Origin of the sequence: Rhodoferax sp. OV413 (assembly GCF_945881795.1) — a bacterium.
Classification (GTDB): Bacteria; Pseudomonadota; Gammaproteobacteria; order Burkholderiales; family Burkholderiaceae_C; genus Allorhodoferax.
The window spans coordinates 1-12,744 of sequence record NZ_CAMCVG010000064.1 but is presented as its reverse complement, the minus strand read 5'-3'; the positions used below and the strand labels follow the sequence as shown (position 1 = coordinate 12,744).

Annotated in this window: 14 protein-coding genes; 11 read left to right on the top strand and 3 right to left on the bottom strand. The window is 62.3% G+C overall.

What is annotated here, in order from left to right; genetic code table 11:
* From lgt to Q0O05_RS08845, 7 genes are all read left to right on the top strand, one after another.
* The coding region (gene lgt / locus Q0O05_RS08875) for a prolipoprotein diacylglyceryl transferase (RefSeq protein ID WP_293662217.1) at positions 1-704 on the top strand (704 nt) is incomplete at its 5' end.
* Positions 705-853: 149 nt separating this feature from the next.
* The gene (locus Q0O05_RS08870; protein ID WP_293662216.1) at positions 854-1,522 is read left to right on the top strand and encodes a GntR family transcriptional regulator; all 669 of its coding nucleotides are present in this window, start codon (positions 854-856) and stop codon (positions 1,520-1,522) included.
* Positions 1,519-3,012, top strand: a complete 1,494-nt coding sequence (locus Q0O05_RS08865) for a malonyl-CoA decarboxylase family protein (protein WP_293662215.1) — start codon at positions 1,519-1,521, stop codon at positions 3,010-3,012. The genes Q0O05_RS08870 and Q0O05_RS08865 overlap by 4 nt, the downstream gene beginning before the upstream one ends.
* Positions 3,013-3,053: 41 nt before the next feature.
* Positions 3,054-4,079 carry a tripartite tricarboxylate transporter substrate binding protein gene (locus Q0O05_RS08860; RefSeq protein WP_293662213.1) on the top strand — a complete coding sequence of 342 codons (1,026 nt, stop codon included), beginning with the start codon at positions 3,054-3,056 and terminating at the stop codon, positions 4,077-4,079.
* Between the two features lie 8 nt (positions 4,080-4,087).
* A complete protein-coding gene (locus tag Q0O05_RS08855) occupies positions 4,088-4,954 on the top strand; it encodes an enoyl-CoA hydratase/isomerase family protein (RefSeq protein ID WP_293662212.1) in 867 nt (288 codons plus the stop codon).
* A gap of 96 nt (positions 4,955-5,050) precedes the next feature.
* Entirely contained in the window at positions 5,051-6,631 is a 1,581-nt protein-coding gene (locus Q0O05_RS08850) for a malonyl-CoA synthase (RefSeq protein ID WP_293662211.1), read from the top strand.
* Positions 6,632-6,661: 30 nt separating this feature from the next.
* Positions 6,662-7,702, top strand: a complete 1,041-nt coding sequence (locus Q0O05_RS08845; protein ID WP_293662210.1) for a two-component system response regulator — start codon at positions 6,662-6,664, stop codon at positions 7,700-7,702.
* Between the two features lie 12 nt (positions 7,703-7,714).
* Here the strand turns inward: Q0O05_RS08845 and Q0O05_RS08840 are convergent, their stop codons facing one another.
* Positions 7,715-8,158 (bottom strand): universal stress protein, encoded by a 444-nt coding sequence (locus Q0O05_RS08840; RefSeq protein ID WP_293662209.1) that lies wholly within the window; start codon positions 8,156-8,158, stop codon positions 7,715-7,717.
* 105 nt (positions 8,159-8,263) lie between these two features.
* Here Q0O05_RS08840 and Q0O05_RS08835 point away from each other — a divergent pair, with 105 nt between their 5' ends.
* Positions 8,264-8,593: a hypothetical protein gene (locus Q0O05_RS08835; protein ID WP_293662207.1), complete on the top strand. Its 330-nt coding sequence runs from the start codon at positions 8,264-8,266 to the stop codon at positions 8,591-8,593.
* Positions 8,594-8,614: 21 nt separating this feature from the next.
* Positions 8,615-8,851: a hypothetical protein gene (locus tag Q0O05_RS08830; RefSeq protein ID WP_293662205.1), complete on the top strand. Its 237-nt coding sequence runs from the start codon at positions 8,615-8,617 to the stop codon at positions 8,849-8,851.
* 1 nt (position 8,852) lies between these two features.
* On the opposite strand, the gene fnr is transcribed toward Q0O05_RS08830, so the two are convergent.
* Positions 8,853-9,572 (bottom strand): fumarate/nitrate reduction transcriptional regulator Fnr, encoded by a 720-nt coding sequence (gene fnr / locus Q0O05_RS08825; RefSeq protein WP_293662218.1) that lies wholly within the window; start codon positions 9,570-9,572, stop codon positions 8,853-8,855.
* Between the two features lie 357 nt (positions 9,573-9,929).
* On the opposite strand from fnr, the gene Q0O05_RS08820 reads away from it, so the two are divergent.
* Both Q0O05_RS08820 and dusA read left to right on the top strand, forming a co-directional pair.
* Positions 9,930-10,895, top strand: coding sequence for a chemotaxis protein CheX (locus Q0O05_RS08820; RefSeq protein ID WP_293662203.1), 966 nt, complete (start codon positions 9,930-9,932; stop codon positions 10,893-10,895).
* Positions 10,896-10,967: 72 nt separating this feature from the next.
* Positions 10,968-11,990: a tRNA dihydrouridine(20/20a) synthase DusA gene (gene dusA, locus Q0O05_RS08815; protein WP_293662201.1), complete on the top strand. Its 1,023-nt coding sequence runs from the start codon at positions 10,968-10,970 to the stop codon at positions 11,988-11,990.
* Between the two features lie 50 nt (positions 11,991-12,040).
* On the opposite strand, the gene Q0O05_RS08810 is transcribed toward dusA, so the two are convergent.
* Positions 12,041-12,694, bottom strand: coding sequence for a BON domain-containing protein (locus Q0O05_RS08810; protein WP_293662199.1), 654 nt, complete (start codon positions 12,692-12,694; stop codon positions 12,041-12,043).
* Positions 12,695-12,744: the final 50 nt, after the last annotated feature.

Here is a 12,744-nt window from a genome sequence, read left to right as displayed (position 1 = left end):
CGCTGGGCGCAATGCGCCTGCGCCAGCGGCCGTTTTCTGCCGCGCAAGGGCAGGGCGCCTGGGCCTTCAAGGATGTAGAGGACTTCCTCTTTCTGGGGGTTCTCGGCGTGGTGCTGGGTGGTCGGCTGGGCTACTGCCTGTTCTACAAGCTGGGTTATTACGCCAGCCACCCGCTGGAGATTTTGTATGTCTGGCAGGGCGGCATGAGTTTTCATGGCGGCATGCTGGGGGTGACAGTGGCGATGGTCTGGTTCGCCCGCAGCCGCCACAAGCCATTTCTGGAGGTGGCGGATTTTGTGGCGCCTTGCGTGCCCCTAGGGCTGGCTTCGGGCCGCATGGGCAACTTCATTAACGGCGAGCTGTGGGGCCGCGTGGCAGACCCCGAGCTGCCGTGGGCGATGCTGTTCCGTGACGGCGGGCCGCTGCCGCGCCACCCCTCGCAGATTTACCAGTTTCTGCTGGAGGGCTTGCTGTTGTTTGTGCTGCTCTGGTGGTACGCCAGCACGCCGCGCAAGCAGGGCCAGGTGGCGGCGGCATTTTTAGTCGGCTATGGCGTGTTTCGCTTTATCGCCGAGTTTTTCCGTGAGCCAGACGCACACCTCGGTCTCTTGAGCCTTGGCATGAGCATGGGCCAGTGGCTGTGCGTGCCCATGATTCTCGGCGGAGCCGCGTTGTGGGCATGGGCGGCTCGCCGGGCGGCCTGAGACTCTGCAACTTCGGGGTCCCCTCGTGCGGGTAAATACCGTGTGAGAAAACGGTTCAAATCTTTAACATTGCTGTAATTTCACATAATCACACGTAATTACGAAAAATTACGCGACGCTGTTTAGCCACACGGAGCCCCACCGACCCCATGCGAGCCGTTCCTCAGTCACTGCACGACGACGTTGCCGGCCGGCTTCGCGCCCGCATCTTTGAAGGGGTCTTGCCGGCGGGCGCTTTTATCGATGAGGCCGCCTTGTGCGCTGAATGGGCCATCTCCCGCACCCCGCTGCGGGAGGCGCTCAAAGTCTTGGCCGCCGAAGGCCTGGTGCGCCACGAACCGCGCCGCGGCAGCTTTGTGAGCGAGGTGACCGAGCAAGACCTGGGCGAGATTTTCCCCGTGATTGCGATGCTGGAAGGGCGCTGCGCCTTCGAGGCTACCCGCAAGGCCTCTGTCGCCGATGTCCAGGCGCTTGAGCGGCTGCACGACAACCTGCAGGCCCACGCAGCAGCGCGCCGAATCACCGATTACTACGCGGTGAACTACAGCATTCACGAGGCCATCATCACCCTCGCCGACAACCGATGGCTGGCGCAAGTGATAGCGGATTTGCGCAAGATCCTCAAGCTGGCCCGGCTGCAACAGCTGCACGCCCCGGGCCGGCTGGAGCAAAGTCTGGCAGAGCACATGGCTGTGTTTGCCGCCATTCGCGTTGGCGATGCAGATGCCGCAGAAGCCGCCATGCGCAACCACCTGATGCGGCAGTGCGATGCCTTGCTGGAACTGGCCCGTCACGGCAAGAGCAGGTTAACCGCATGAAGCAGGACTCTTGGATTAATCGCAATGTAGCCCGCCTGATGCCGCGCAGTTTTAAGGTAAATACGGCTTCAAGCCCCGCCAATACTGCGCAGCTAGCTCCTAAAAAAGTAGCAAGTGAGGCCGCTGCACCGGCAGCCAAACGCACCGGCGCACGCAGCACCCGCGAGCGGCTGCACGGGACCCTGCGCCATGCGGACGAAGCGCTGTCGCCCCGTGTGCTGCGCCGCATCCTGCAGGAGCTTCAGGCCGTGATTGACGACCGGGTCAGTGAAGTCGAAGGCGGGCGCCGGGCTGCCGCGCTGATGGCCTGGTACGCCGGTGCAACCCCGGCGCGGAGGCTGGACCTGTGGCTGCTGATGAGCGAGATGTTTGTCGCAGACCCGGTCAAGGCGCAGGCTGCCCATGCCAAGCTGGCCTCCGCCTTGGGCACGGCCGACGAAGCCGCCGCAGAGGTGCACTACCGCCGCGCCACCGTCTCACCACGGCGGCGCTTGCTGCAGCGCTTCAGCGCGGACGCCGCCGGCATCCGTTTTCTGGTGAACCTGCGGGCGGAAATGCAGTCTGCCGTCAAAGCGGACAAGCGCTTGCAGGCGCTGGACGTGGAGATGGAGTACATGTTCTCCACCTGGTTTGACGTGGGCTTTCTGGAGCTGCGCCGCATCAGCTGGGACTCCCCGGCCTCGCTGGTGGAAAAGCTCATCAAGTACGAGGCGGTGCACGACATCAAGAGCTGGGCCGACGTAAAAAACCGCCTCGATTCGGACCGCCGTTGCTATGGATTCTTCCACCCCCGGTTGCCGGATGAACCGCTCATTTTTGTGGAAGTGGCTCTGGTGGATGCGCTCACCGACTGCATCACGCCGCTTCTGGATGAGTCCGCCGATGCGGCTGACCTGCATGCAGCCACCACTGCCATTTTTTATTCCATCAGCAACACCCAGGACGGGCTGCGGGGTGTGAGCTTCGGGGACTCCTTGATCAAGCGGGTGGTTGAGACCCTCAAGGCCGAGTTCCCGCACCTCAAGACCTTTGCAACTCTCTCGCCCATACCGGGTTTTCGCAGCTGGCTGCAAAAGAACGCTGCCGCCCAGTTGGATCAGTTGGACGACAAGGCCCGCGAGGAGCTGGGCCGCGCTTGCGGGTTCGAGCCGGTAACAGCCTCCCATTTTCTGGCTGCAGCGGAGGCTCCCCTGTCCTTGAGGGCGGGCTCCGCGGTACAACACATGCTGATGCGATGTGCGGCGCAGTACCTGGGCCGCGAGACCCACCAGGGCAAGCCGCTGGACCCGGTTGCGCGTTTTCATCTCGGCAATGGCGCGCGGGTAGAGCGGCTGAACTGGGCGGGCGACCCCTCTCCCAAGGGGGTCAAACAGTCCTACGGGCTGATGGTGAATTACCTGTACGACCTCAAGCGGCTGGACAAACACCGGGAAGGGTTGGCAACCGGCCGCATTCCGGTGGCCAGCGCGGTGAGCAATTTGTTTTTTTAGTGTGTGAGCGGTTCTTTCAACAAAACAACGAGGAGATAAACATGACAAACGACAACACGATTTTTTCATTTCCTGCCGATGCGGCGCTGAGCCGCCGCAGGTTGCTGGGCGCGGGTTCCGCGGCTGCGGCCGCTTGGGCACTGGCGCCTGCGGGCGCCTGGGCGCAGAGCCGTTGGCCCGCCAAGCCGGTCACGGTGGTGGTACCTTTCCCCGCAGGCGGTGGCACCGATGCCTTTGCGCGCCCGATGTCTGCGCAGTTTGCCAAACTGACCGGTACCCAACTCGTCATTGACAACCGCGGTGGCGCCGGCGGCACGCTGGGCGCCAGCATTGCATCCAGGGCGCAGCCGGACGGGTACACCCTGTTCATGGGTGCGGTGCACCATGCCATTGCGCCCAGCATGTACCCCAAGCTGGATTACGACATCGAAAAGGATTTCATCCCGCTTGCGCTGGTGGCCAACGTGCCCCAGGTGCTGGTAGTCAACCCCAAAAATGTGCCCGGCGACTTCAAGGCGATGCTGGCGCAGGTCAAGGCTAAGCCCGGCAAGCTGAACTACGGATCTGCCGGCGGCGGCACGTCGCACCACCTTGCGGGCGAGCTGTTCAAGCAGCAAACCGGCACTTTCATCACGCATATCCCCTACCGCGGCGCCGGGCCTGCGTTGCAGGACCTGATGGCCGGCAGTGTGGACATGATGTTTGACGGACTGGGTTCATCCGCCAGCCACATCAAGGGTGGGCGCATCAAGGCGCTAATGGTGTCGGGACCCCAGCGCAACCCCGCCTTCCCCGATGTGCCCTGCGCTGGCGAGCTGGGCCTGCCCAACTACACCGTGACCACCTGGTACGGTCTGTGGGCGCCCAAAGGCACGCCCGCCGACGTGCAGGCGCGTGTGGTGGAAGAGGTAAACCGGTTGGCCGCTGCGGACGAAATCAAAACCGCCTGGGCCAACAACGGCGCCGAATTCGGCAAACTCACGCCCGCCCAGTTCGGCACCTTTGTCAGTGCGGAAATCAAGCGCTGGGCGGCGGTTGTCAAGGCCTCCGGCGCCAAGCTGGATTAAGAAACGGCATGGCGGGTGGTATCGCAATCGAGCGGGACGCTTTTGGTCAGACGGGGATCTGGCTGCTGACCTTGACCCACCCGGGCAAGTTCAACGCCATGTCCCGCAGCATGTGGGCCGAGTTGCGGGAGGTGTTCACCGCTGTGCAGCAGGACCCCGGGGCGCGCTGCGTGCTGCTGCAGGGTGACCAGGGGCACTTTTGTGCGGGTGGCGACATCGCAGAGTACCCGTCGTTCCGGTTTGACGAGGCAAAGCTGCGTCACTTCCATGAGGTGGAGGTGTGGGGCGGCCTTCAGGCGATGCTGGATTGCGATGTGCCCATCGTGGTGCGCGTGGAGGGCAACTGCATGGGCGCGGGCATGGAAATCGCCAGCTGCTGTGACCTGCGCCTGGCCGCAGACAGCGCCCGCTTCGGTGCGCCGATTGCGCGCCTGGGTTTTCCCATGGCCCCCTGGGAGGCGGCGCTCGTGGGGGAGGCTGCCGGCCCCATCGTGGCCCGCGCCATGCTGCTCGCCGCGGAGGTGTTTGACGCCGCGGCCATGCTGGGCCATGGCTTCCTGACCCGGGTGCACACGCCTGGCACCCTGGGAGACGCCTGCCGCGAAGTGGCCGTGCGCATCGCCGGTCTGGCGCCGCAGGCGGCCCGGGCCAACAAGCGGACACTTCGTGCAGTTCGTACGTTTCAGGCATTAAATAAGCCCTCAGCCCCCGCCCAGTATGCGCAGTCAGCTCCTGAAATAATAGCAAATGACGCATCCGGTGCGGATTGCAGCGCCTACGCTCATACCTACGCCCAAGCCTATGCCTACGCCGACTCAGCCGAGCACCGCGAGGGCATCACCGCCTTTCTGGCCAAGCGGGCACCGGTTTTTTAGCCGGGAACTCATCCTGCCCTTGACTCACCCTTGCCAGCCACTTGCTGAATCTTTCTGACCCTTTTTCCTGTCTTCATGAACGTTTGAATCTCCGTTATGACCACCACCTCTGCTTCCAAATCTGCTTCCACAGTGGATTCCAGTTCTGCCGCTGACCACAACCTCTACACCGCGCTGCTTGCCGCCTTCCCGACAGACCGGGAGGCCGTTGCAGTCGAAACCGATGGCGGACTGCGTTATTCGTGGCGCGACCTCGATGAGGCCAGCGCCATGGTGGCCAACCTGTTGGCCTTTCTGGATTTGCCCCCCGGAGCCCGTGTGGCGGCCCAGGTGGATAAGTCGGTCGAAGCACTGGTCCTGTACCTTGCCGCCCTGCGCGCCGGGCTGGTGTATCTGCCGCTCAACACCGCCTACCAGAGCGGCGAGATGGAATATTTCCTGGGCGATGCCAAACCCGCCTTGCTGGTATGTACCGGGCGCAACTTCGGCTGGCTGAGCAAGATGGCCTTTCTGGCGGGCACCCAGCATGTGTTTTCGCTCAATGACGACCGCACCGGAACGCTTCTGGAGCGCGCCGCCCGCTTCCCGCGCAGCCACACCCCGGTGCCGCGCGCGGCGGACGATCTGGCCGCCATCATCTACACCAGCGGCACCACCGGTCGCAGCAAGGGCGCCATGCTCAGCCACGGCAATCTGCTCAGCAACGCCCGTGTCTTGCAAACCTATTGGGACTGGCAAGAAGGCGATGTGTTGATTCATGCGCTGCCGATTTTTCATGTGCACGGGCTGTTTGTTGCCATCCACGGCGCGCTGATCAATGGCAGCACGATGCTGTGGTGCGCCAAGTTTGATCCCCAAACCGCCCTGCGGCTGATGGCGCGGGCCACGGTTTTTATGGGCGTTCCCACTCTGTATGTGCGGCTGCTGGCGGAGGCCGGTCTCACCCGCGAAGCCACCCGCTCCATACGGCTCTTTGTTTCCGGCTCGGCGCCTATGCTGGTGGACACCCACCGCCAATGGCAAGCCCGCACCGGCCAGACCATTCTGGAGCGCTATGGCATGTCGGAGACGGTGATGCTCACCTCCAACCCCTGCAAAACCGCTGACGGCGACCGCCTGGTGGGCACGGTCGGGCAGCCGCTGCCCGGGGTCGAGCTGCGTGTGCGCGATGAGGCGGGGCAGACTCTGCCCGCCGGTCAGACCGGCGGCATCGAGGTGCGGGGGCCCAACGTGTTTCTGGGTTACTGGCAGATGCCTGAAAAAACCGCCCAGGAGTTCACCGACGACGGCTTTTTCAAGACCGGTGACGTGGGCTTCGTCGATGCAAATGGCTATGTGACGATTGTCGGCCGCAGCAAAGACCTGATCATCAGCGGCGGCTACAACGTCTATCCCGCCGAAATTGAGGGCTATCTCAACAACCTTCCCGGCGTGGAAGAGAGCGCCGTGGTGGGCGTTCCGGATGCCGACTTCGGCGAGGTGGGGGTGGCTGTCGTGGTTCCCAAAGCGGGGCAGGCCCTGCACGGGCCGGATCTGGTGGCCGCTCTTAAGGGCCGGCTGGCCAACTTCAAAGTCCCCAAGCGCTGCGTCGTGGTGGACGCATTGCCGCGCAACGCTATGGGCAAAGTGCAGAAAAACCTGTTGCGGGCAGAGTACAGCGCACCCGCGGCGGCTTGACCCTACTCCGACTACGGCGATACTGTAGGCATGCAGAAAGTTCTTGTCGTCGACGACACTAGGGTCAACCTGCTCATCTACACCGCGCTGCTGGAGGAGCTGGAGGACTGCGAGATTCACGCCTTCCCCTGCCCGTTGGAGGGGCTGGCGTGGGCCGCCGGCACGGTGCCCGATCTGGTCATCGTGGATTACATGATGCCCCACATCGACGGGCTTGAGTTCATTCATCGCTTTCGCGTACTGCCGGGCTGCTGCGACATTCCGCTGGTGATGATCACCGCCAACGATCTCAAGGAAGTGCGCTATCGCGCACTGGACGCCGGGGCCAACGATTTTCTGGGCAAGCCGGTGGACAACGTGGAATTCCTCGCCCGGGCCAAAAACATGCTCAGCCTGAGTGCGGCGCGCAGCCGGCTGGCCGATCAGGCGCAATGGCTGACCTCCGAGGTACGTAAGGCAACCGAAGTGCTGCTGCAGCGCGAGCGCGACACGGTGTTCCGCCTGTGCAAGGCCGCCGAGTACCGCGACCCCGAGACCGGTGCCCACATCCTGCGCATGGCCCACTACTCGCAGCTGATTGCCAAGAATCTGGGCATGACACAGGAAGAGCAAGACCTGCTACTGGAGGCCGCGCCCATGCATGACATCGGCAAGGTCGGCATCAGCGACAACATCCTGTTAAAGCCGGGCCGGCTGACGCCCGAAGAATTCGAGATCATGAAGCAGCACGCCAGCTTCGGCTACGAGCTGCTCAAGGACAGCAACTCTTTGGTGCTGCAGGCGGGCGCCGAGATCGCGCTGGGCCACCATGAGAAGTTCGACGGAAGCGGCTACCCGCAAGGCCTCAAGGGCGAGGAAATCCCGCTGCTGAGCCGCATCGTGGCGGTGGCGGATGTGTTCGACGCGCTCACCTCCGAGCGACCCTACAAGAAGGCCTGGTCGCTGGAGCAGGCGATCGACTTCCTGAACGCCGGATCCGGCTCCCACTTCGACCCGAACTGCGTGCAGGCCTTCCTGGAAGGCTTTGATGAGGTGCTCGACATCCGCGACCGCTACCAGGAAGAAGACTGATTCCCGCAGGCTTTACTTCAACACCAGCACCGGCACACCCGCATGGGTCAGCACATGCTGGGTTTCGCTTCCCAGCAGCAGGCGCTTGATGCCGCTTCGCCCGTGCGAGGCCATGACCACCAGGTCGCAGCCTTGCTTCTTGATGGTGGCAATCACCGCGTCTGACACCACATCCGATCGCACTACCACCGCCTTGGTGGTCACGCCCTTGCTCTGGGCGGACTTCTTGACCGCATCAACAATTTTTTGTGCCGCATCGCTCCAGGCCTTTTCCACGCGGCGCATATCTTCCGCCGCCAGCGCTATGCCGCCCTCAAAATAGGTTTGCGGGTAGCGCGGCACCACCTTGAGCGCGACCAGCTCGGCCTCGCACAAAGCCGCCAAAGCGATGGCCGAATTCACCGCCTTTTGCGACAGCTTGCTGCCATCGGTAGTCACAAGAATGCGTTGGTACATCTGAGGCTCCTTCTGTGTTGTGGCATGTCAGGTTACGCCGGCCAATGCGGCGCTGGTTGATCTACATCAAGCTTTTTGTCCGGCGTGCGCCGCAGAATTTCCGGCATGCACACTGCGCCCCTGCAATCCCCTCTTTCGCCCCCGTCGGCGCTTGGTGATGGGGCACTTGATGCCTTGTCAGTCGTTGACAGCCCGGCAGAGTGGGGCGCCTTCAGCCGCAAGACCGGTACCGCCGGCGAGTGGGAATCCAATGTGCTCATCGAAGGCATGCACTGCGCGGGCTGCGCCATGGACCCGTTGGTCGATGAAAACTACTACCAGGCGGGCCTGGAGATCAATAAAACGCTGGCCATGCAGCCCGAGAGCCTTGCCCCCGCCCTGCAGGCCCGCAACCACGCGGCCACCGGTCTGGTGCCACCGGCCAAAAACCGCTGAAGCGACCGAGGAGACAACGCAATGTGGGCAGCTAAGTGGATGGCGATTGTGTGGCCCGCCTTTTTGGCGGCGTCTGTTTTGGAGGTGGTGGTGTTTGCGCTGATCGACCCGCGCAGCATCCAGTGGCAGGGCGCGCCTCTGGGGCTTTCGGCGCAGGGCGTCTATACCCTTGCATTTTTTGTGTTCTGGGGCGTGACGCTGGCCTCCAGCGCGCTCACCGCGCTCCTGGGGTCGAGCGCGGATGAGGTCAATCCCTGAACTAGTGGCAGACCTTGGGATTGACAAGATCCCGCAGCGCATCGGTTCGCACAATGCGCACATGGCGTTGTTTGACTTCGACGATGCCATCGTCTGCAAATTTCGAGAAGGTGCGGCTCACGGTTTCGAGCTTGAGGCCGAGATAGCTGCCGATTTCTTCGCGGGTCATGCGCAGCACCAGTTCTGATTGCGAGAAGCCCCGCGCATGCAGTCGCTGCACCAGATTGAGCAGAAAGGCGGCCAACCGTTCTTCGGCGCGCATGCTGCCCAGCAGCAGCATGACGCCGTTTTCGCGCACGATTTCGCGGCTCATGATCTTGTGGACATGGCGCTGCAGAGCGCTCACCTCGCGCGCGAGCTCTTCAATCCGGTCGAAGGGCAGGACGCACACCTCGGCGTCTTCGAGGGCGACTGCGTCGCAGGTGTGTACATCGTTGACGATGCCGTCGAGCCCGACGATTTCGCCCGCCATCTGAAAGCCGGTGACCTGGTCGCGCCCGTCTTCGGACGCCACGCAGGTTTTGAAGAATCCGATGCGGATGGCGTATAGGCTGGTGAACTTTTCGCCATCGCGGAACAGGACGCCGCCGCGCTTGATCTTGCGCCGGCTGGCCACCACGCCGTCGAGCTTGTCGATCTCAATCGCGCTTAGCCCCAGCGGCATGCAGAGCTCGCGCAGGTTGCAGTTGGAGCAGGCAATCTTGATGGGGCGGGCATTCAATGCCTCTTCGACCGGCACCCCGATGGACGGATGCGCCTCATGCGGTGCGGCGTTGTTTGCTGCGTGTACGAACATGGTGTTCCCCTGATGCAAGTCAATTATCGTAGAGCGCATAGTGAATCTCCTTGATGTAAGTCAAGCAGTCTGGGGAGCGGGCGGGTCGTGGTCTGTGCGGTAGTGAAAAACTCTACTTGATTGTGCCTAATAAACGATATAAACTATTTACCTAGTTTGATGAATCGCAGTCGGCGCTCCCTAGGCTCAGAATAGCTGAGTGATTCGGGGGTATATGCAGAATGATGTGACATCAAATAAGTAGCACAATCTTTGGGGTTAATCAACGGCGGGGGATAAAAAGTGAGCGATTCAGCGACTGTTTTTGCGAAAGTACTGGTTCTAGAGAACGACGCGGCGAGTTTGGGTCGTATCAAGGCGTTTTGCGACAGCAGCAACCTGCTGCCTCTTACCGCGCGATTCGACAGCTTTGTTGCGACGCTGCAGGAGAACGTCGATTTGGCCGGCATCTTTCTCTCGGAGTCCACCGGTGACAGTGAGTTTGACTTTCTGGCCATTGGTGAGCTGGTGAGCCGCATTCGCCCCGAGCTGCCTGTGTTTTTGCGTTGTGCGGACCCTGCGGCCCGGACACTGAGCCCCGAATCCGAAGGTTATTTCGCCTGCCGCTATTCGCTGGACTCCCTGGACGGCCTGCGCCTGGTGGTTGCTGAGCGCATCTTCAGCTTCAGCTACCCCGCAGTGCTGGTGAGCGGCTTGATCGACATGGCCAAGACGGCCTTGGAGAGCCAGTTCATCGGCATGGACGTGGTCACCGAGGAGCCCTATGTGGTGCTGGACAAGCACATCATGGGTGAGATTTTTACCCTGGTGCCCATCGAGACCGGCTGGTGCCGCGGCTACATGATGCTGCAAGTGGACGAGACCGAGCTCGCCAACCTGGTGAACAACCATCGCACCCACGTGCGGGCCGCCCACGCCGAAGACTTCCGCAACCTCAACGGCGTGGTGAACGAGCTGACCAACTTGCTCTGGGGCTCCTTCAAGAACCGCTACCTGCAGCTCAATATGACCAGCCAGAACTTGTCACAAGTGCCGCTGGTCATCAACCCCAACCACCACCACATCTCATTTGGTGCCAATAACCCGCAGCTGTGCTTCAAGCACAACTTGTCCAGCGCGGACGGCACCGCGTCCATCACGGTGTTCCAGAAGTTTGTCTTCAACCTGAGCTGGAACCCCGAAGACTTCTACCAGAACGACGTGGTTGCCGAGGCACAAGAATCCGCGGGCGAACTGGAGTTCTTCTAAGCTTTTTGTGCGCGGTGGGGCTGTTCTAGCGGCCCTGCCGGGCTGCTTTCTCTCCTCTTTCGCAAGCGCGATATGCGTTCCATTCCGGCCACGGTCATGCACCGAATATCCGTAGCCCCCATGATGGACTGGACGGACCGGCATTGCCGGTACTTTCACCGTCTGCTCTCCCGCCATGCGCTGCTGTACACCGAAATGGTGACCACGGGCGCCCTCATTCATGGCGATGTGCCGCGCCATTTGCGCTTTAACGCCGAAGAGCATCCGCTGGCCCTGCAACTCGGCGGCAGCGAGCCGGCCGATCTGGCGCGCTGCGCCAAACTGGGGCAGGACTGGGGCTACGACGAAATCAACATCAACTGCGGATGCCCGTCCGAGCGGGTGCAGCGCGGCGCGTTTGGCGCCTGCCTGATGAGTGAGGCGCCGCTGGTGGCTGACTGCGTGAAGGCCATGGTGGACGCGGTAGACATCCCGGTGACGGTGAAGCACCGCATCGGCATCGACCGGCAGGAGAGCTACGCCTTTGTGCGCGATTTCGTGGGCACGGTGGCCGGGGCGGGGTGCGATGTGTTCATCGTGCACGCCCGCAATGCCTGGCTGCAGGGCCTGAGCCCCAAAGAAAACCGCGAGATTCCGCCCCTGCGCTACGAGTTGGTCTACCAGCTGAAAAAAGACTTTCCGCAGCTCACCATTGCCATCAATGGCGGAATTACTCAAACGGCTGAGGTGCTGGCCCATCTGGAACAGGTGGACGGCGTGATGCTGGGCCGCGAGGCGTACTACAACCCCTGGTGGTTGGCGCAGTGGGACAGCGCCTTCTTTGGTGACCGCGAAGCAGGTGAGGGCACAGGTCAAGGTTCGGGTACGGGTGAACCGGTCATGACCCGCGACAGCGTTGAGGCGCAGATGGTGGACTACATGGAGCGCGAGGCAGCGCACGGCACCCACTGGTACAGCGTCGCCCGCCACATGCTGGGCCTGCGCCATGGCCAGCCCGGTGCGCGGCGCTGGCGCCAGGTCTGGACCGACCATCGCCTCAAGCACCTGAGTGCCCGCGAGGTGATGGCTATCGCCCGCGAGCCAGCGCCGGTTTAATGTCAAAACGGGCGCTAGCGCCCGTCTGTATTGCGCCGGCAGCTCCTGATTTAATAGTGCATGGTCATTTTGTCGACCACGCAGGTCACGCCGGGGGTTCCCCAGGCGGCTTCCTTGGCGGTGTCGCGTTCGGTCCAGCTGCTGACATGACCGGAGAGGGTGAGGATGCTGCCGTCAATATCGACATGGATCTCTGCGGCGTCAGAGTGGGCGCGGCGTTCTAGGGCGGCTTCGATGTCGGACTTGGCGGAGGACATCTGGGTCACCGGGTTCAGAACGATCAGGTTGGAGACCCCATTCACCCCCATCAGGTAGCGCACGGCCACCGCCGCTGCCAGCTTCTGGAACTTCCACTCGGTCTCGCCGCTCAAAGTCACCCAGCCTTTTTCGACGCTGACTTTGACTTTTTTGCCCAAGGGAGCAGACATCCACTGCAAGGCATTTTGGGCCGAGGCTGCAATATCCCCGTCGCTGCGCAGCCCGCTGTAGGGCAGTTTCACGTCGATTTCTATCGCGAGGGCACGCACGCCATTGACGCGCGCGGCTGCCCGTGCGGCATGGTATTTCTCGAGGTAGGAGGTGACGTGGCCGGCTAGGGTGACGATGCCGTCGGCCACCTCGACGCCGATGTGCTCAGCCTGCACGGCGGGCTCCCAGTTCAGTTCGGCGAGCACGTCTTGTTGGCGTTGACTGTCTGTTTTCATGGTGTGTTCTTTGGACTTTGACTTCGTTGTTATTGGGTAGCGGCGGAGGA

What these genes read in the sequence shown, in the direction of transcription:
- Q0O05_RS08870 (WP_293662216.1), top strand. Translation starts at nt 854, where the DNA reads ATGCGAGCCGTTCCTCAGTCACTGCACGACGACGTTGCCGGCCGGCTT.
- Q0O05_RS08865 (WP_293662215.1), top strand. Translation starts at nt 1,519, where the DNA reads ATGAAGCAGGACTCTTGGATTAATCGCAATGTAGCCCGCCTGATGCCG.
- Q0O05_RS08860 (WP_293662213.1), top strand. Translation starts at nt 3,054, where the DNA reads ATGACAAACGACAACACGATTTTTTCATTTCCTGCCGATGCGGCGCTG.
- Q0O05_RS08855 (WP_293662212.1), top strand. Translation starts at nt 4,088, where the DNA reads ATGGCGGGTGGTATCGCAATCGAGCGGGACGCTTTTGGTCAGACGGGG.
- Q0O05_RS08850 (WP_293662211.1), top strand. Translation starts at nt 5,051, where the DNA reads ATGACCACCACCTCTGCTTCCAAATCTGCTTCCACAGTGGATTCCAGT.
- Q0O05_RS08845 (WP_293662210.1), top strand. Translation starts at nt 6,662, where the DNA reads ATGCAGAAAGTTCTTGTCGTCGACGACACTAGGGTCAACCTGCTCATC.
- Q0O05_RS08840 (WP_293662209.1), bottom strand. Translation starts at nt 8,158, where the DNA reads ATGTACCAACGCATTCTTGTGACTACCGATGGCAGCAAGCTGTCGCAA.
- Q0O05_RS08835 (WP_293662207.1), top strand. Translation starts at nt 8,264, where the DNA reads ATGCACACTGCGCCCCTGCAATCCCCTCTTTCGCCCCCGTCGGCGCTT.
- Q0O05_RS08830 (WP_293662205.1), top strand. Translation starts at nt 8,615, where the DNA reads ATGTGGGCAGCTAAGTGGATGGCGATTGTGTGGCCCGCCTTTTTGGCG.
- dusA (WP_293662201.1), top strand. Translation starts at nt 10,968, where the DNA reads ATGCGTTCCATTCCGGCCACGGTCATGCACCGAATATCCGTAGCCCCC.
- Q0O05_RS08810 (WP_293662199.1), bottom strand. Translation starts at nt 12,694, where the DNA reads ATGAAAACAGACAGTCAACGCCAACAAGACGTGCTCGCCGAACTGAAC.